The 15,957-nt window shown below is 63.1% G+C and carries 15 protein-coding genes and 1 riboswitch; of the genes, 9 read left to right on the forward strand and 6 right to left on the reverse strand.

Annotated features, from left to right (window positions below):
- Positions 1-5: 5 nt before the first annotated feature.
- The 6 genes from F3H95_RS15465 to F3H95_RS15490 all read left to right on the forward strand — a co-directional run bounded on the left by F3H95_RS15465 (position 6) and on the right by F3H95_RS15490 (position 7,760).
- Positions 6-1,832 carry an ABC-F family ATP-binding cassette domain-containing protein gene (locus F3H95_RS15465; protein ID WP_149746649.1) on the forward strand — a complete coding sequence of 609 codons (1,827 nt, stop codon included), beginning with the start codon at positions 6-8 and terminating at the stop codon, positions 1,830-1,832.
- Positions 1,833-1,976: 144 nt separating this feature from the next.
- Entirely contained in the window at positions 1,977-2,429 is a 453-nt protein-coding gene (locus F3H95_RS15470; protein ID WP_143126274.1) for a response regulator, read from the forward strand.
- A gap of 57 nt (positions 2,430-2,486) precedes the next feature.
- Positions 2,487-2,590, forward strand: a riboswitch (TPP riboswitch).
- Positions 2,591-2,629: 39 nt separating this feature from the next.
- Complete coding sequence (gene thiB / locus F3H95_RS15475) at positions 2,630-3,643, forward strand: thiamine ABC transporter substrate binding subunit (protein ID WP_149746650.1); 1,014 nt, start codon at positions 2,630-2,632, stop codon at positions 3,641-3,643.
- Between the two features lie 7 nt (positions 3,644-3,650).
- Positions 3,651-5,261 carry a thiamine/thiamine pyrophosphate ABC transporter permease ThiP gene (locus F3H95_RS15480; RefSeq protein WP_149746651.1) on the forward strand — a complete coding sequence of 537 codons (1,611 nt, stop codon included), beginning with the start codon at positions 3,651-3,653 and terminating at the stop codon, positions 5,259-5,261.
- Complete coding sequence (locus F3H95_RS15485) at positions 5,258-6,007, forward strand: ATP-binding cassette domain-containing protein (RefSeq protein ID WP_149746652.1); 750 nt, start codon at positions 5,258-5,260, stop codon at positions 6,005-6,007. Before F3H95_RS15480 ends, F3H95_RS15485 begins: the two co-directional genes overlap by 4 nt.
- A 280-nt stretch (positions 6,008-6,287) precedes the next feature.
- Positions 6,288-7,760, forward strand: coding sequence for a M48 family metalloprotease (locus F3H95_RS15490; protein ID WP_149746722.1), 1,473 nt, complete (start codon positions 6,288-6,290; stop codon positions 7,758-7,760).
- 9 nt (positions 7,761-7,769) lie between these two features.
- Here the strand turns inward: F3H95_RS15490 and F3H95_RS15495 are convergent, their stop codons facing one another.
- The 3 genes from F3H95_RS15495 to fdxA form a co-directional block, all read right to left on the reverse strand.
- Positions 7,770-8,633, reverse strand: coding sequence for an RNA polymerase factor sigma-32 (locus F3H95_RS15495; protein ID WP_143126279.1), 864 nt, complete (start codon positions 8,631-8,633; stop codon positions 7,770-7,772).
- A 295-nt stretch (positions 8,634-8,928) separates the two neighbouring features.
- Entirely contained in the window at positions 8,929-9,498 is a 570-nt protein-coding gene (locus F3H95_RS15500; protein ID WP_143126280.1) for a CarD family transcriptional regulator, read from the reverse strand.
- 366 nt (positions 9,499-9,864) lie between these two features.
- Positions 9,865-10,203 carry a ferredoxin FdxA gene (gene fdxA / locus F3H95_RS15505; RefSeq protein WP_143126281.1) on the reverse strand — a complete coding sequence of 113 codons (339 nt, stop codon included), beginning with the start codon at positions 10,201-10,203 and terminating at the stop codon, positions 9,865-9,867.
- On the opposite strand from fdxA, the gene F3H95_RS27170 reads away from it, so the two are divergent.
- Positions 10,202-10,339: a hypothetical protein gene (locus tag F3H95_RS27170; protein ID WP_188134393.1), complete on the forward strand. Its 138-nt coding sequence runs from the start codon at positions 10,202-10,204 to the stop codon at positions 10,337-10,339. The genes fdxA and F3H95_RS27170 overlap by 2 nt on opposite strands.
- A gap of 140 nt (positions 10,340-10,479) precedes the next feature.
- Here the strand turns inward: F3H95_RS27170 and F3H95_RS15510 are convergent, their stop codons facing one another.
- Both F3H95_RS15510 and F3H95_RS15515 read right to left on the reverse strand, forming a co-directional pair.
- Positions 10,480-10,815, reverse strand: coding sequence for an RNA-binding S4 domain-containing protein (locus tag F3H95_RS15510; RefSeq protein ID WP_149746653.1), 336 nt, complete (start codon positions 10,813-10,815; stop codon positions 10,480-10,482).
- Between the two features lie 2 nt (positions 10,816-10,817).
- Complete coding sequence (locus F3H95_RS15515) at positions 10,818-13,907, reverse strand: helicase-related protein (RefSeq protein ID WP_188134401.1); 3,090 nt, start codon at positions 13,905-13,907, stop codon at positions 10,818-10,820.
- 603 nt (positions 13,908-14,510) lie between these two features.
- Here F3H95_RS15515 and F3H95_RS15520 point away from each other — a divergent pair.
- Both F3H95_RS15520 and F3H95_RS15525 read left to right on the forward strand, forming a co-directional pair.
- On the forward strand, positions 14,511-14,666 hold the full coding sequence (locus tag F3H95_RS15520; protein WP_143126284.1) for a DUF3309 family protein: 156 nt from the start codon (positions 14,511-14,513) through the stop codon (positions 14,664-14,666).
- A 39-nt stretch (positions 14,667-14,705) separates the two neighbouring features.
- Positions 14,706-14,960 (forward strand): YMGG-like glycine zipper-containing protein, encoded by a 255-nt coding sequence (locus F3H95_RS15525; protein WP_143126285.1) that lies wholly within the window; start codon positions 14,706-14,708, stop codon positions 14,958-14,960.
- Positions 14,961-15,106: 146 nt separating this feature from the next.
- Here the strand turns inward: F3H95_RS15525 and F3H95_RS15530 are convergent, their stop codons facing one another.
- Positions 15,107-15,832 (reverse strand): beta-ketoacyl-ACP reductase, encoded by a 726-nt coding sequence (locus F3H95_RS15530; RefSeq protein WP_143126286.1) that lies wholly within the window; start codon positions 15,830-15,832, stop codon positions 15,107-15,109.
- Positions 15,833-15,957 lie beyond the last annotated feature (125 nt).

The raw sequence follows: 15,957 nt of genomic DNA on the forward strand, positions 1-15,957 counted from the left end.
ACACCATGGCCCCTCCCATTCTCAAGCTTGACGACATCCGGCTGAGCTTTGGCGGTACTCCGCTTCTGGCCGGCGCCAATCTTCAGGTGGAGCCGGGCGACCGGATCTGCCTTGTCGGCCGCAACGGTTCGGGCAAATCGACGCTGATGAAGATCGCCGCCGGCATGGTCGAGGCGCAGTCCGGCGAGGTCTTCCGCCATCCCTCCGCCACCATCCGCTACCTGGAGCAGGCCCCTGACTTTGCCGGCTTCTCCACGGTGCAGGCCTATTGCGAGGCAGGGCTGGGCCCAAGCGACGATCCCTACCGCGTCACCTACCTGCTCGACCATCTGGGACTGACAGGCCAGGAGGATCCCCGCCAGTTGTCCGGTGGCGAAGCGCGCCGCGCGGCCCTTGCCCGGGTGATGGCGCCCGAACCCGACATCCTGATGCTGGACGAGCCGACCAACCATCTCGATCTGCCGACCATCGAATGGCTGGAAGGCGAGTTGCAGAAGACCCGCAGCGCCATCGTGCTCATCTCGCACGACCGCCGCTTTCTCGAAAAGGTCTCCACGGCCACGGTCTGGCTGGATCGCGGGCTGTCGCGCCGTCTCGACCAGGGCTTTGCGCATTTCGAGGAATGGCGCGACCGCGTTCTGGAGGAAGAGGAAATCGAGCAGCACAAGCTCGGCAAGCAGATCGAGCGCGAGGAACACTGGCTGCGCTACGGGGTGACGGCGCGGCGCAAGCGCAACATGCGCCGCCTCGGCAACCTGCAGAGCCTGCGCGCCGAATATCGCGGCCATCGCGGCCCGCAGGGCACCATCCAGGCCTCGGCCACGGAGGGCAAGGAAAGCGGCAAGCTGGTGATCGAGGCAGAGGCCATCACCAAGCGCTATGGCGAGCGGCAGATCGTGGCACCGTTTTCGATCCGGGTGCATCGCGGCGACCGCATCGGCCTTGTCGGCCCGAACGGCGCCGGCAAGACGACGCTTCTGAAAATGCTGACCGGCCAGATGGATCCCGACAGCGGTACGATCAAGCTCGGCACCAATCTGGAGATCGCCACGCTCGACCAGAAGCGCGAAGACCTCAACCCCGAGGATTCGCTCAGCCACTACCTGACCGACGGCCGCGGCGAGAGCCTGCTGGTCAATGGCGAGCAGCGCCATGTGGCCGGCTACATGAAGGACTTCCTGTTCCAGCCGGAACAGATGCGTACCCCGATCAGGAACCTCTCCGGCGGAGAACGCGCCCGCCTGATCCTCGCGCGGATCATGGCAAAGCCGTCCAACCTGCTGATCCTCGATGAACCGACCAACGATCTCGACATCGAGACGCTGGACCTCCTGCAGGAAATCGTCGCCGGCTATAACGGCACCGTCATCCTCGTCAGCCACGACCGTGATTTCCTCGACCGTACCGTGACGTCCACCATCGCTCCCGCCAGCCCGGATGAACCGGACGGCCGCTGGATCGAATATGCCGGCGGCTATACGGACATGATGGCGCAGCGCAAGGGCGCGCTGGAAGAGAAGCGCCGCGCCGAGAAAGCCAGGACGGAGACCGCAGCCGCCACGGCAGGTGCGACGGCCGAGGCTCCGAAGGCGCGCGGCAAGCTTTCCTACAAGCAGAAATTCGCGCTGGAAAACCTGCCGAAGGAGATGGAAAAGGCCGAAGCCGAGATTGCCGCCCGCGAGGCGAAAATGGCCGACCCCAACCTCTTCGCCAAGGACCCCGCCAGCTTCAACCGCATTGCCGCCGAGATGGAGACGCTGCGGGAAAAGCTGGCGAAAATGGAAGAGGAATGGCTGGAGCTTGAAATGCTGCGGGAAGAGCTGGAAGGCTGAACCCAAGGAATTCAAAAGCTTAACAAAGCGTTACTCTTCGCGTCCCGCGTAACGCTGCGGAACAAATTCCGCATGAACCCGTTCGATCCGCAACCGGACAGCCTGCAACACAGGGGGCCGGCAGAAGCTCAACGGGAGACTCCCATGTCGACACATGTCGTGCGTCGTCGGCTGGACAGGGCAGCCATGAAACAGAGAGTACTGATTGTCGAGGACGAGTTCCTGATCGCCCTCGATCTTGCCGATACCATCGAGACCATGGGGCTGACGGTGACGGGCTTTGCCAGCGGTCGGGACAATGCCCTCGATTTCGCTCCCTTCGCGGATATTGCGCTGGTGGACATCAACCTGTCCGATGGCGCCACCGGCCCGGAGATCGGCCGTGAACTGTCGCAACGCTTCGGCGTCACCGTGATCTTCATGACCGCCAATCCGGAACAGTTGGGGGGAGACACGGGTCGCACCCTTGGCGTGCTCACCAAACCGGTCATGCCGCATGTGGTGGAACAGGCGGTGGATTATGCCATCGCAAGCCGCGTCGGCGGCTTGGCGGCCGTCCCGCGCGAATTGCAGGTTTTCCCGCATCATCGGGCCTGACGCCTGCGTCGCCGCCGGGGCCGCTTGCCAAGCCGCCCCGTCCCCGCTACATCTTCGCCTGCTCTAACGGGGTGCCGCATCATGCGGCTGAGAGGCTTTGCAGCCAACCCGCGGAACCTGATCCGGTTAACACCGGCGGAGGGATTAGACGGCTCGCAACCAGCGCCTATTCCCCGTGTCATAGAACCAAGGAGGCGCTGATGCGCAAGATCCATTCGTTTGCCTGCGCGGCGCTTGCCGCCCTGTCCCTCTCGCTGCCCGCAATGGCCGCGGACAAGCCCGTTCTCACCGTCTATACCTATGAGAGCTTTACTGCCGAATGGGGCCCCGGCCCCAAGGTGAAGGCCGCCTTCGAGAAGACCTGCAATTGTACGCTGAATTTCGTATCCGTGGCCGATGGGGTGGCGCTTCTGACCCGCCTCAAGCTGGAGGGCGCCTCCTCGAACGCGGATGTGGCGCTCGGACTCGACACCAACCTCGTTCAGGAAGCCAGGGAGACCGGCCTGTTTGCCGAGCACGGCATTGATACGTCAGCGGCCAAGGTGCCCGGCGGCTTTTCCGATCCGGTCTTCGTTCCCTATGATTACGGCCATTTCGCCGTGGTCTACGACACCCAGACGATCAAGACGCCGCCAAAGAGCTTGAAGGAGCTTGTCGAAGGCGATCCGTCGCAGAAGATTGCGATCGAGGATCCACGCACCTCCACCCCGGGGCTCGGCCTGCTGCTGTGGGTGAAGTCCGTCTATGGCGACAAGGCACCGGAGGCCTGGGCAAAGCTGCGCGGCCGCATTCTCACCGTCACGCCCGGCTGGTCGGAAGCCTATGGTCTGTTCACCAAAGGCGAAGTGCCGATGGTGTTCTCCTATGTCACTTCGCCCGCCTACCACGTTATGGAGGAAAAGACCGACCGTTATCAGGCGGCCCGCTTCGAGGAAGGCCATTACATCCAGATCGAGGTATCCGGCCTGCTGAAAGCCACCAGGCAAAAGGAACTGGCACAACAGTTCCTGGCCTTCACGCTGTCGCCCGCCTTCCAGTCGATCATCCCGACCACCAACTGGATGATGCCGGCGGCTGCAACGGCAGAACCGCTGCCGGAGGCCTTCGGCAAGCTCGTCTCGCCCTCGAAAACCTTCATGATGAGCCCGGAAGAGGTCGCCAGGAACCGGCAGGGCTGGATTCGCGAATGGCTTGCCGCCATGAGCATGAACTGAGGCAGTGATGCTGAGCACCGGTGAGGTGAGACGCGGACTGGCGGCGGGCGGTGCAAGCCTTGCCGCCATCGGCGGGCTCGTGACGCTTCCCACCGGCGCTCTCCTTGCTCTCGCCCCGGCCTCCTCTGCCGGCACCCTGTTCGACAGCTATACCCTGAGCCTTCTGCGCTTCACCCTGCTTCAGGCCACTCTCTCCACACTGCTGTCGGTCGCGCTGGCGCTGCCCGTTGCGCTGGCGCTTGCAAGACGCGCCGCATTTCCCGGTCGCATCTGGATTCTCCGGCTGATGGCGGTTCCGATGGGACTGCCTGTCCTGATCGGCGCACTCGGCCTGATCGGCATCTTTGGCCGGCAAGGCCTCGTCAACCGGCTGCTGGCAATCGCCGGAGTCGATCATCCCGTCAACATCTACGGTCTCTCCGGCATTTTGCTCGCGCATGCCTTCTTCAATCTGCCACTCGCCTGCCGTCTGATGCTGGCGGGGCTGGAGCGCGTGCCGGCGGAAGACTGGCGGCTGGCGGCAAGCCTCGGTCTGGGGCGTCTCTCCCTGCTGCGCCATGTGGAACTGCCGGCGCTGGCGCGGGTGCTGCCGGGCGCGGCGGGACTGATCTTCATGCTCTGCGCCACGAGCTTTACGCTGGTGCTGGTGCCGGGCGGCGGCCCGGCGGCAACCACGCTGGAGGTGGCGATCTACCAGTCCCTGCGCTTCGATTTCGATCCGGCCCGCGCGGTCGCGCTCTCCCTGCTGCAGATTGCGCTTACCGGGCTGGTGCTGGCGGTGCTGAGCCGCCTGCCCGCCGCCGAAGGCAGCCGCGGCGAAGGCCGCATACCGCGTCGCTTCGATGGAGCGGGGTTCGGGAGCCGGATCATGGATACGCTGGCGATCCTGCTAGCCACGCTGTTTCTCGTCCTGCCGCTCGGCGCGATCACCGCCGCCGGGTTGAAGGCGGATCTGCTGCGGCTGATCAGCCTGCCCGCTTTCCACCAGGCGCTGCTGACCAGCCTTGCCATTGCACTGACCGCAGGCCTGCTGTCGCTTCTGACGGCAAGCGGCATTCTCACGGCGCAGGCCGCGATTGCCGAGCGACGCCACCCCTCGCCTGTGCTTCGCGTGTTCGGCAGGGCCCTCTCCTCCCTCTCCTCTCTCGTTCTGCTGGTGCCGCCGGTGGTGCTCGGCACCGGCTGGTTTCTGCTCATCAGGCCGCATGCGGATGTGACGCGGGTGGCACCGCTGCTGATTGCCGCCATCAACATGCTGATGGCGCTGCCCTTTGTCATGCGCGTTCTGACGCCGGCCTTCGAAAGCCACCGGCTCCGCACCGCCCGGCTGGCCGCGAGCCTCAACGTGACGGGACTGGCGCGGCTGCGGCTGGTCGATGCACCGATTCTGGCGCGGCCGATGCTGATGGCGCTTTCTTTCGCCATGGCACTGTCGCTTGGTGATCTCGGCGCGGTCGCCCTGTTCGGCTCGCAGGATCTCGTCACGCTGCCCTGGCTGGTCTATAGCCGGCTCGGCAGCTATCGTACGCAGGATGCCGATGGTCTGGCGCTGCTGCTCGGTCTTCTCTGTCTGGCGCTGACGGCGCTCGGCACGGCCGGCGAAAGGAGACAGCCATGACCGCACAGCCAAAACAAACCGCGCTTGCGACGGAAAATCTCGCCGCGGTCGAACTGGACGGTGTGCGCCTCGCCCTCGGCGATATCCGCTTCGCCTTCGATGGCCGCATCCCGGCCGGACGGATCACCGCCGTCACCGGCCCATCCGGCTCCGGAAAATCCACGCTTCTCAACCTCATTGCCGGCTTCGAGATGCCCGATGCGGGCAGCGTGCGGCTGGCCGGACAGGATGTGACGCGCCTCCATCCCGGTGCCCGGCCGCTCTCGCTGGTGTTCCAGGATCACAACCTGTTTGCCCATCTGGATCTCTTCACCAATATCGGACTTGGCGTACATCCGGCCCTGAAACTCACCGGAGAGGACCGGACACGCATCTCAGCAGCCCTGCAGCGGGTCGGACTTGCCGGCTACGAAGGCCGCAAGCCCGGCACGCTTTCCGGGGGCGAACGGCAGCGGGCAGCCTTTGCACGGGCGCTGGTACGGCAGCGGCCCCTTCTGCTGCTGGACGAACCCTTCGCCGCGCTCGATCCGGGATTACGACTGGCGATGGCGGACCTCTTGTCCGATCTGCACCAGGAAACCGGCGCCAGCATCGTGCTTGTCACCCACGATCCGGGAGAGGTGATGCGGCTTGCCGACGAGGTGATCTATCTCAGCACCGGCAAAATCCTGTTTCACGGTGACAGACACGCTTTTTGTGCCCAAACGGCCCATCCGGAGATCAGCAAATTTGTGGCGTCGTCATAAAGCGTCAACCCATTCGCCACATTTTGGACGTGCAGCGATGTCATGCCGCAATGCGAAAGAGGGCGGGACGATTGTCTGTAAACGCTTGCGTTCTATCTGCAGAGGGAACACAACTGCGAAGACAGGCAGATCAGCCATCCGCAGCAAAGGCAGGACGGGTTCGGCAACGATCGGGCCGGTGAATGCGCCGGATGGCGGGTTTGGACGAATGACATTTCCGAGTGGACGGATCGACAGCGCGGATGACACCACGGCTCGGGCCCCCGATGCAAGCCGGCGCATGCCCGCGTTGAAAAGCCGTATGGCCATGCTGGCGCTGGCGGGCACGGCTCTTTTGTCCGGCTGCCAGTCGGTGATCGACCAGACCTACGAATCGAGCGTCAAGCCATCCTCCAATCCGCAGATCGTTGATGAGGTGCAGAAGAACGATCCGCGCGCCCAGATGGGTGCGCGCGAGCATCCGCGCATTGTTGCGAGCTATGGCGGCGAGTATCACGACGCCAAGACCGAACGGCTGGTGGCCCGCATTGCCGGCGCGCTGACCGCCGTGTCGGAAAATCCGAACCAGTCCTATCGCATCACCATCCTGAATTCGCCGGCGATCAACGCCTTTGCCCTGCCGGGCGGCTATCTCTATGTCACGCGCGGCCTTTTGGCGCTGGCCAATGATGCGTCCGAAGTGGCTGCCGTGCTCAGCCACGAAATGGCACATGTCACGGCCAATCACGGTATCGAGCGGCAGAAGCGCGAAGAGGCGGAGGTGATCGCCAGTCGCGTGGTGGCCGAGGTGCTCTCCAGCGATCTCGCCGGCAAGCAGGCGCTTGCCCGCGGCAAGCTGCGCCTTGCCGCCTTCTCGCGCCAGCAGGAGCTGCAGGCCGACGTGATCGGCGTGCGCATGCTGGGCGAAGCAGGCTATGATCCCTTCGCCGCCGCCCGCTTCCTCGATTCCATGGCCGCCTATGCGCGCTTCTCCGCGGTCGATCCGGAAACGGACCAGAGCCTCGACTTCCTCTCCAGCCATCCGAGCGCGCCGCAGCGCGTGGATCTCGCGCGCCAGCACGCCCGCGCCTTCGGTCAGGAAGGGACAGTGGGCGACAAGGGGCGCGACTATTACCTGACGGGAATTGACGGCCTGCTCTACGGCGACAGCCCGGACGAGGGCTATGTTCGCAACGAAACATTCCTGCATGCCGGTCTCGGTATTCGCTTCGACGTGCCGGAAGGATTCCGGATCGACAACAAGGTAGAAGCGGTACTCGCCACGGGACCGGATGAAACGGCGATCCGCTTCGATGGCGTTCAGGCGGGCGACGTGTCGAGCCTTGCCAATTATCTGACGAGCGGCTGGGTGGCCGGCTTGCAGCCCGACACGGTTCAGGAAACCACGATAAACGGTCTGCCGGCGGCAACCGCACGCGCCTCTGCCGAGCGCTGGGATTTCGACGTGACCGTGATCAGGCTCGACAAGCAGATTTTCCGCTTCCTGACGGCCGTACCGAAGGGAAGCAGCACGCTGCAATCGACAGCCAACACGCTGCGCCAGACCTTCCGCCGCATGACACCGCAGGAAATCGCCTCGCTGAAGCCGCTGCGCGTGCGCGTCGTGACGGTTCAGCCGGGCGAGACGATCACCACCATGGCGGCGCGCATGATGGGCACCGATCGCAAGCTCGACCTGTTCCGGCTGATCAATGCGCTTTCCACCGGGGCGACGATCAGCCCCGGCCAGCGCGTGAAAATCATCTCGGAATAACCGACTGGATCAGCAGGCGGCCGCCATCTGCGGATTGTTGCTGACGAGCGCGGATTTCAGCTTCTCGATGGCGCGGCTTTCGATCTGGCGCACGCGCTCCTTGGAAATGCCGAGTTCCGCACCGAGCGCCTCCAGCGTCGCACCGTCATCGGTCAGGCGGCGCGCGCGGATGATCTTCTTCTCGCGTTCATTGAGCTTGGTGAGCGCACCCTGCAGCCATTTCATGCGGCGTTCGCCGTCGATCATGCCGGAGACCTGCTCATCCGGCAGCGGCTCATCGCTTTCCAGCATGTCGAGGCGCTCGCCGCTGTCGGCATCGCCGGCAATGGTGGGCGCCTGCAGCGAGGCGTCGTTGCTGGAGAGGCGGGCATCCATGGTCTGCACATCGGAAAGGCTGACACCGAGCGCGGTGGCGATTTCCTCATGAATGGCCTGGGAGGTCATGTTGGTACCGCCGCGGGCAAGCTTGGCGCGAAGCCGGCGCAGGTTGAAGAACAGCGCCTTCTGGGCCGAACTCGTGCCACCGCGCACGATCGACCAGTTGCGCAGGATATAGTCCTGCATCGAGGCGCGGATCCACCAGCTGGCATAGGTCGAAAAACGGACATCGCGCGAAGGCTCGAACCTTGCCGCCGCCTCCAGCAGCCCTACATAGCCTTCCTGTACAAGGTCGCTCATCGGCAGGCCAAAGCCGCGGAACTTGGATGCCATGGCGATGACGAGACGCATATGGGCGAGAGCAATCTGGTTGCGGGCGTCCTGGTCCTGGTCATCTTTCCACCGCACGGCCAGATCACGCTCTTCTTCGCGCGCCAGATAGGGCGCGGACATGGCGATCTTGATCATATGACGGTCTGCGGACATGGCATTCATCGCGCTCTCCATGAAACTGGTTGACCAGACGGAAAGCCATGCCAGAGAGACATCTGCCGCTTGCCCGCCCACAGGGCCTGTCGCCGGCAGATCGCATCGGGTGACATCACTTTCCATTCCCCTCGTTCATCGAACCGGGGGAGAGACTTCGCCTTCCCCACCGGGCACACCCGAGAGCGCCTCTGAAGCCACTCTTCGCCGTACCGGCGGGTCAACGTCGCGATGCAAAAAAAGTTCCAATAAAAAACCCGGCTTTCGCCGGGCTTTTTTCACCAGTGGGCCACGCGCGAGCGTATCAGGCCGCTTCCTCGTGCGAATCTTCCTCGTCCAGAACCTTGCTGCGCTTCGGTCCCTTGGCAAGATTGGTCTCGATCAGGCGCACAGCCTCCGTCTCCGACATCTTGTTGACGGCGGCGATTTCGCGCGCCATGCGGTCAAGAGCGGCCTCATAGAGCTGACGCTCGGAATAGGACTGCTCTGGCTGGTTTTCCGCACGATAGAGATCGCGCACGACCTCCGCGATGGAAATCAGGTCGCCGGAATTGATCTTGGCATCATATTCCTGGGCGCGGCGCGACCACATGGTGCGCTTCACGCGGGCCTTGCCCTGGACAACCTTCAGAGCACGCTCGACGAAATCGGTTTCCGACAGCTTGCGCATGCCGATGCTGACGGCCTTGGCGACCGGCACCTTCAGGCGCATCTTGTCCTTCTCGAAATCGATCACGAACAGTTCGAGCTTCATGCCAGCCACTTCCTGTTCTTCAATGGCCGTGATAGTGCCAACTCCATGCGCCGGGTACACGATTGCTTCACCGGTCTTGAAACCGTGGCGCGCTGAAGATTTTTTCTGCTGGGTCGTCATTCGTTTAACAAACTCCCTGTTACGCACCCAACCGCCCAGGCCGGGGCCGGGTCAGTCAGGCCCGGATGAGACGGGGGAACCGTCGGTGACTCCATACTGGTCCGGTTAAACGCGCGCGAAAACCACACCCTGCCGCAAGCGGCGACGACAACGTCCAATAACTGACCATGTCACGGGAACCGCGTTGGGTGCTGTACTGCTTTCGTGATGTTTTTAGGGCACGCGAATGCCACTTTGTGGAACAGTTCCCAATGCCTATCACAAATATGGGCAGAAATCAATAATTTGCTTTCGCAGGTGCACGGGCGCAACGCTTGCGACCGTGCCCAATCGTTAAGCAAATCGTAATCGTGACCGTCGACCGACTCAGTCGCCCTTGCCGGGCTCCGGCGAAAAATACTGCTCGTACTTGCCTTCGACGCCATCCATCTCCTTGGCTTCCGGCAGGGCATCGCGCTTGACGGTGATGTTCGGCCAGATCTGGGCAAACTCGGCATTCAGCTTCAGCCACTTGTCGAGGCCCGGCTCGGTATCGGGCTTGATCGCCTCGGCAGGACATTCCGGCTCGCAGACGCCGCAATCGATGCATTCGTCCGGATGGATAACCAGGAAGTTCTCACCCTCATAGAAGCAATCGACCGGGCAGACTTCAACGCAATCGGTATATTTGCAGCGGATACAATTGTCGGTCACGACATACGTCATGAGGCACTCCAGTGACATCACGGTCGTCGGCATCGGCGACGGGAGACGCCTGCCGACCGGGGCGGCGCTGGGCAAGGTCGACAGCGCACCCATGTTTCCGGCGCACGCAAGCCCCCAGCTTTGCCAGTTTGACTAATGGCTTTGCGCAGGCTTAGCAAGGACAAACAATCCCTGTTATGCCCCAGCAATGGCAGACTGTTCCAATCATGCCGGCACTTCTGCGGCAGGGCATTGCGCGCCGCCAGCATCCCGTGACGTCATGACACAGTCACCGGCTCAACCCGGCCCCAGCTTGCGCTGGGCACGTTCAAAGGGCGAGAGAGGCGCCTGCTGCGGCGTGCGGTCTTCGTAAAGCGTCTGCGCCTCTTCGAAGGGGCCGCGCCGATCACCGGGGGCCCGCACGATCAGAACCCGGTCGCCCCGTTCCAGCTTCAGTTCGATGACGTCACCGATCCTGACCATGCGGCTTGACTGCTGCACGATCTGGCCGTTGACCTGCACGAAGCCCGCCTCGACCAGATCCTGCGCCAGCGCGCGGGATTTGACGATGCGCGTGAAGAAAAGCCACTTGTCGATGCGCTGACGCTGATCTCCCGGTGGCTTTTCGTTCATGGCTACTTCTTCATCTGCTCCTTGAGAGCAGCGAGCTTGGCAAACGGCGAATCCGGATCCACCGGCTTCTCCTTGCGCGGTGGCTTTGCCTCGAAGCGGGCGGGCTGCGTCATCTTGCCGCGATCATTGCGATCGCCGCGGTCGGAGCGTTCGCCGCGCGGCGGACGGTCGCCCTTGCCTTCTGGCCGGCGGTCGCCGCGATCCGGACGGCCACCTTCGCGGTTCGGACGTCCACCCTGCTCGCCACGCTCGTCCCCGCGGCGATGGTCACGACGCCCCTCTCCACGGCCTTCGCCACCGCGGCCTTCACTGCTGCGACCTTCGGGTCCGCGCGCCTCTGCCGGCTGCCCCTGACGACCGCCATGGCCACGACGATCGCCATGGCCGCGGCCCTGGCGCTGGTTGTCGCTGCGACCGCCACCCGGACGCCACAGCAGGACAGGTTTCGGCTCCTCGGCAACCGCTGTTTCGGCAGAGCCCTCGACCGCTTCGGCGACGGGGGCCGCAGCCTCGGTAACGGTGACAGCCGCCTGCTCGCCATCGGCCGCCGCTGTTTCTTCCGATGCCGCATCGGCATCATCGTGATCGGCAGCAACCGCGTCCTCACCTTCGGCAGCGGCCGGCGCCGGCTGCTGGCTGGCAAGGAAGGCCTGAACCTCTTCCGCCTTCACCTGATCGGCGCGGTAGCCGAGACCCTTCAGGATTTCCTCCATGTCGTCCGGCGTCGCGCCGAGAATCGACAGCATGGCCGTCGTCGTCATGAAACGGCGACCGTCATAGGCGCCTTCGGGGCGCGCGGGCGAACCCGGCTTCCATTGCAGGAGCGGACGGATCAGATCGGCAAGGCGCTCCAGAATATCGACGCGAACGGCACGCTTGCCGAGATAACGGAAACCGGCCAGCTTGTAGAAGTTGCGCTCGAAGCTCGGATCGGTCACGACGGAGGTGCGACCGGCAGCAAGCGCCGGGATCAGATCGCCATAACCAGGCTTGTCGAGACCGTCGTTCTTCAGCGCCCAGAGAAGGGTGATGAGTTCGGCCGGCGCGGGCTTCAGAAGAGCCGGCATGAAAATGTGGTAGGCGCCGAAGCGGATGCCATAGCGGCGCAGCGAGGCGCGCGCATCCTGATCGAGCGTCTTGACCTCTTCAGCCACGTCGCGACGGAACATGACGCCCAGATTTTCAACGAGCTGGAAGGCCAGGCCCTTGGCGAGACCCTGCAGGTCTTCGGCGCGCGACAGGTCGTCGAGCGGCTTCAGAACGGTTGCGACGTGATGATTGACGAAACGCTCCAGACGCGCTGCGACGTGATCGCGCGCATTGCCGGTGAGCTGCTCGTCGGCCAGAAGGATGAGACGCGGATGCATGATATGGTCGCTGGCGGCAAGCCGCGCCACCGGCTCACCCAGCCAGCGCACGAAACCGTCCGAACCCACCGCCAGATCGCTGTTGCCGCAGGCATAGAGGCGTGCGGCGCGCGCCTCGAATTCCAGTGCAAGCGCCTTCTGGGCCGCCGCCTGAACGGCCTTCGCGTCCGGACCGTCACCCCCGGATACGGGCGTAAACCGGAAACCGGCTAGTTGACCGACGTGATGTCCCTCGACGAAGACATCCCCATTCACACTGATTTCAGCTTCCAGCATCGCATTCTCTCTCAGGCGCTTCATGAGCACAGATGTCCTGCGATCAACAAAGCGTTTCGTCAACCTTTCATGTAGCGCGTCCGACAACCTGTCCTCGATTTCTCGCGTCTTTTCTTGCCAGTGTGTCGGATGCGCCAGCCAGCCCGGACGGTTGGAAACATAGGTCCAAGTCCGAATTTGGGCGATACGCGCAGAAAGCGTATCGATTTCGCCATCGGTGCGGTCCGCGCGCTGCACCTGCTCGGCCATGAAGCTCTCGTTCACCGTGCCATGACGCACGAGATCGAAGAACAGCGTGGAGATCAGATCAGCATGCTGGGCGGGTGTAATGCGCCGATAATCGGGAAGCGCGCAGGCTTCCCAGAGCTTTTCGACCCGCTCGGACGTCGTCGCGAGATCGACAACCTCCGGATAGCGGGAGAGATAATCCAGCGCCTGACTGTCGGTCGCCGGCAGCGCGCGCGTCAGTCCCGCAACAGTGGGCGCCGCATCGAGACTCGCGCGCAAGTCGCGGATCGAGGTAAAGTCGAGCGCTTTCGAACGCCACTGCAGCACCTTCACCTGGTCGAACTGATGGGTCTCGATGCGCTCCACCAACTCGTCGTCGAAAGGCTGGACCTGACCGGTCACGCCGAAGGTTCCATCCTTCAGGTGACGACCCGCGCGACCGGCGATCTGGCCGAGTTCGCCGGGGTTGAGATTACGGAACTGATAACCGTCGAACTTGCGATCCTGGGCAAAGGCCACATGATCGACATCGAGGTTGAGCCCCATGCCGATCGCATCGGTGGCAACAAGATATTCAACGTCGCCCGCCTGATAGAGCCCCACCTGCGCGTTGCGGGTGCGGGGGCTCAGCGCCCCCAGCACGACGGCGGCACCGCCCCGCTGGCGGCGGATCAGTTCGGCAATGGCATAGACCTCATCTGCGGAAAAGGCGACGATGGCCGAGCGCTGCGGCAGTCGGGTGATCTTCTTCTGGCCGGCATAAAAGAGCGTCGAAAGACGCGGCCGCTCCACCACGGTGATGCCGGGCAGGAGCTTTTCCAGGATCGGTCGCATGGTGCCGGCGCCGAGCAGCAGAGTTTCCTCGCGCCCCCGCAGATGCAGGATGCGGTCGGTAAAGATATGCCCACGCTCCAGATCGCCAGCCAGTTGCACTTCATCGATCGCGACGAAAGCGGCCCTGGTCTCGCGCGGCATGGCTTCCACGGTACAGACGGAAAAGCGCGCGCCGGGCGGCGAGATCTTTTCCTCGCCCGTCACCAGCGCCACATGCTGCGGCCCCACCCGTTCGACCACCCGCGTGTAGACCTCGCGCGCCAGAAGGCGAAGCGGCAGGCCGATCACGCCGGACCCGTGTGCGACCATCCGCTCGATGGCGAAATGCGTCTTGCCGGTGTTGGTCGGGCCGAGGACCGCGGTGACGCCGCGACCGCTCAAGATCATGGGCTTGGAATTCAAGGCACTATCCGCACTTTGCATGGCGCTGCCGGTACAAGAAGCACCTAGCTTGCGCCACACATGGCGACACAAACGCCGGAAGGCAAGCGACAAGCAGGGCTGGAACGCCTTTTTTTGACAGCGGACATGTCCAAGACTCAGGCGGCGGACCCGGTCCGTCGTCCGGCGAGCCCGGAACAGTGTGAGAACGAATCAGAGACGAATCACTCACATCTGTAAATTCAGCTTTTGTTCCAGCCGACAGCAATACGGATACGGTCAGGGCAGGCTCGTCAAAGAATCACAGCGAAGGAGCCCGAGTCGAACCACAGTGTCCGCGTTGCACAGCCGGCCGAAAACTGGCGCCGTACATCATCTTCATATATCAGCCCGCCTGACGAACTGACCAGGATACATTGGATTTCGAAATATATTTTGTGAAATGCATGACCAGGCCTCGACGATACCATCCGCCAGGATCCATGAGTTTCATCGGGAGAAACGGTCAGGATTTGCCGATGATTTTGCGGCTGGAACCCGTTGGAACCAAAAAGGCCGCGCCACGTTCTTGCCGCACCATCAAGGAATTCATGCAGCGGAGACCATCACATGCTCGGAACAGTTCTCCTTATCATTCTCATCCTCCTGCTCGTCGGCGCCCTTCCGAACTGGGGCTACAGCCGTGGCTGGGGGTATGGGCCGTCGGGCGGCCTCGGGCTGGTCCTCGTCATCTTGATCATCCTGCTGCTGATGGGCAGAATTTAACTTGCGAATATTCGCACAGACAGAGGGAAGGAAACCGACATGAAGAAGATTCTGGCAGTGGCCGCCGTCGTTGGCATGCTCGCTTCGTGCTCCACCACCGAAAAGGGCACAGCCATCGGCGCCGGCACGGGTGCCGTTCTGGGTGGCGCGATCACCAATAGCTGGGGTGGCGCAGCCGTTGGTGCCGTGGCTGGCGGCCTGGTCGGTGCAGCAATCGGCGAATCGCAGAAGCACAAGGGTTACTGCGTCTATCGCGATCGTTACGGCCGCACCTATGAGGCACGCTGCCGCTAACCCCTCCCTTGGAAACGCGAGGAGCCGGTGCCGCCGCACCGGCTCTTCTTTTTGAGCACGACTGCACACCTGCCGGGCTTGCGGACATGCAAACGCCGGAGCATTGCCCCGGCGTCCTCGTGCGACCAACAGATTTGATCGGACTGTCAGACGAAATACTGGCCGCCATTGGCGGTAATGGTCGAACCGGTGATGAAACCGGCCTCATCGGAGGCGAGGAACACGACGCAACGGGCAATCTCCTCCGGCTGGCCGAGGCGACCCACCGGAATCTGCGGCAGGATGCGCTCGTTCATCACCTTTTCCGGCACGGCCATGACCATTTCGGTGGCGATATAGCCCGGGCAGATCGCATTGACAGTGATGTTCTTGGCTGCCCCCTCCTGCGCAAGCGCCTTGGTGAAGCCGATGTCGCCGGCCTTGGCGGCGGAGTAATTGGCCTGCCCCATCTGCCCCTTCTGACCGTTGATGGAGGAAATGCTGATGATACGGCCAAAGCCGCGATCCCGCATGCCACTCCAGACCGGATGCGTCATGTTGAAAAGGCCGGTCAGGTTGGTGCTGATCACCTCGTTCCACTGCTGCGGCGTCATCTTGTGAAACATCGCATCACGCGTGATGCCGGCATTGTTGACGAGAACGTCGACAGGTCCGACCTCGGCCTCGACCTTCGCAATGCCTTCGACGCAGGCCTCGTAGGAGGACACATCCCATTTGAAGACGGCAATGCCCGTCTCCCCCTGAAAGGCGCGGGCGCGCTCGTCATTGCCCGCGTAATTGGCGGCGACCTTATAGCCTGCCGCCTTCAGACCCACCGAAATTGCCGCGCCAATTCCGCGCGTGCCACCGGATACCAATGCCACTCTCGTCATGCTGCACTCCCCTTCACGGATAAGACGCCCGGCCCTTCTGGCGTGGTCGGATAGACTAAAGCGCGATGCAGTCGATGGATCTTCGGCAGCGCGCTTCAAGCTCTGCTGGATAGGCACGGGCACGC

The organism is Rhizobium sp. RU35A (assembly GCF_900156005.1).
GTDB classification, from domain to species: Bacteria; Pseudomonadota; Alphaproteobacteria; order Rhizobiales; family Rhizobiaceae; genus Neorhizobium; species Neorhizobium straminoryzae.

Excerpts from the sequence above, each read along its gene's own strand:
- F3H95_RS15470 (WP_143126274.1), top strand. The coding sequence starts at position 1,977 with ATGTCGACACATGTCGTGCGTCGTCGGCTGGACAGGGCAGCCATGAAA.
- fdxA (WP_143126281.1), bottom strand. The coding sequence starts at position 10,203 with ATGACGTATGTCGTGACCGACAATTGTATCCGCTGCAAATATACCGAT.
- F3H95_RS15500 (WP_143126280.1), bottom strand. The coding sequence starts at position 9,498 with ATGACGACCCAGCAGAAAAAATCTTCAGCGCGCCACGGTTTCAAGACC.
- F3H95_RS15525 (WP_143126285.1), top strand. The coding sequence starts at position 14,706 with ATGAAGAAGATTCTGGCAGTGGCCGCCGTCGTTGGCATGCTCGCTTCG.
- F3H95_RS15490 (WP_149746722.1), top strand. The coding sequence starts at position 6,288 with ATGCCCGCGTTGAAAAGCCGTATGGCCATGCTGGCGCTGGCGGGCACG.
- F3H95_RS15465 (WP_149746649.1), top strand. The coding sequence starts at position 6 with ATGGCCCCTCCCATTCTCAAGCTTGACGACATCCGGCTGAGCTTTGGC.
- F3H95_RS15520 (WP_143126284.1), top strand. The coding sequence starts at position 14,511 with ATGCTCGGAACAGTTCTCCTTATCATTCTCATCCTCCTGCTCGTCGGC.
- F3H95_RS27170 (WP_188134393.1), top strand. The coding sequence starts at position 10,202 with ATGAGGCACTCCAGTGACATCACGGTCGTCGGCATCGGCGACGGGAGA.
- F3H95_RS15510 (WP_149746653.1), bottom strand. The coding sequence starts at position 10,815 with ATGAACGAAAAGCCACCGGGAGATCAGCGTCAGCGCATCGACAAGTGG.
- F3H95_RS15480 (WP_149746651.1), top strand. The coding sequence starts at position 3,651 with ATGCTGAGCACCGGTGAGGTGAGACGCGGACTGGCGGCGGGCGGTGCA.
- thiB (WP_149746650.1), top strand. The coding sequence starts at position 2,630 with ATGCGCAAGATCCATTCGTTTGCCTGCGCGGCGCTTGCCGCCCTGTCC.
- F3H95_RS15530 (WP_143126286.1), bottom strand. The coding sequence starts at position 15,832 with ATGACGAGAGTGGCATTGGTATCCGGTGGCACGCGCGGAATTGGCGCG.
- F3H95_RS15515 (WP_188134401.1), bottom strand. The coding sequence starts at position 13,907 with ATGATCTTGAGCGGTCGCGGCGTCACCGCGGTCCTCGGCCCGACCAAC.
- F3H95_RS15495 (WP_143126279.1), bottom strand. The coding sequence starts at position 8,633 with ATGAATGCCATGTCCGCAGACCGTCATATGATCAAGATCGCCATGTCC.
- F3H95_RS15485 (WP_149746652.1), top strand. The coding sequence starts at position 5,258 with ATGACCGCACAGCCAAAACAAACCGCGCTTGCGACGGAAAATCTCGCC.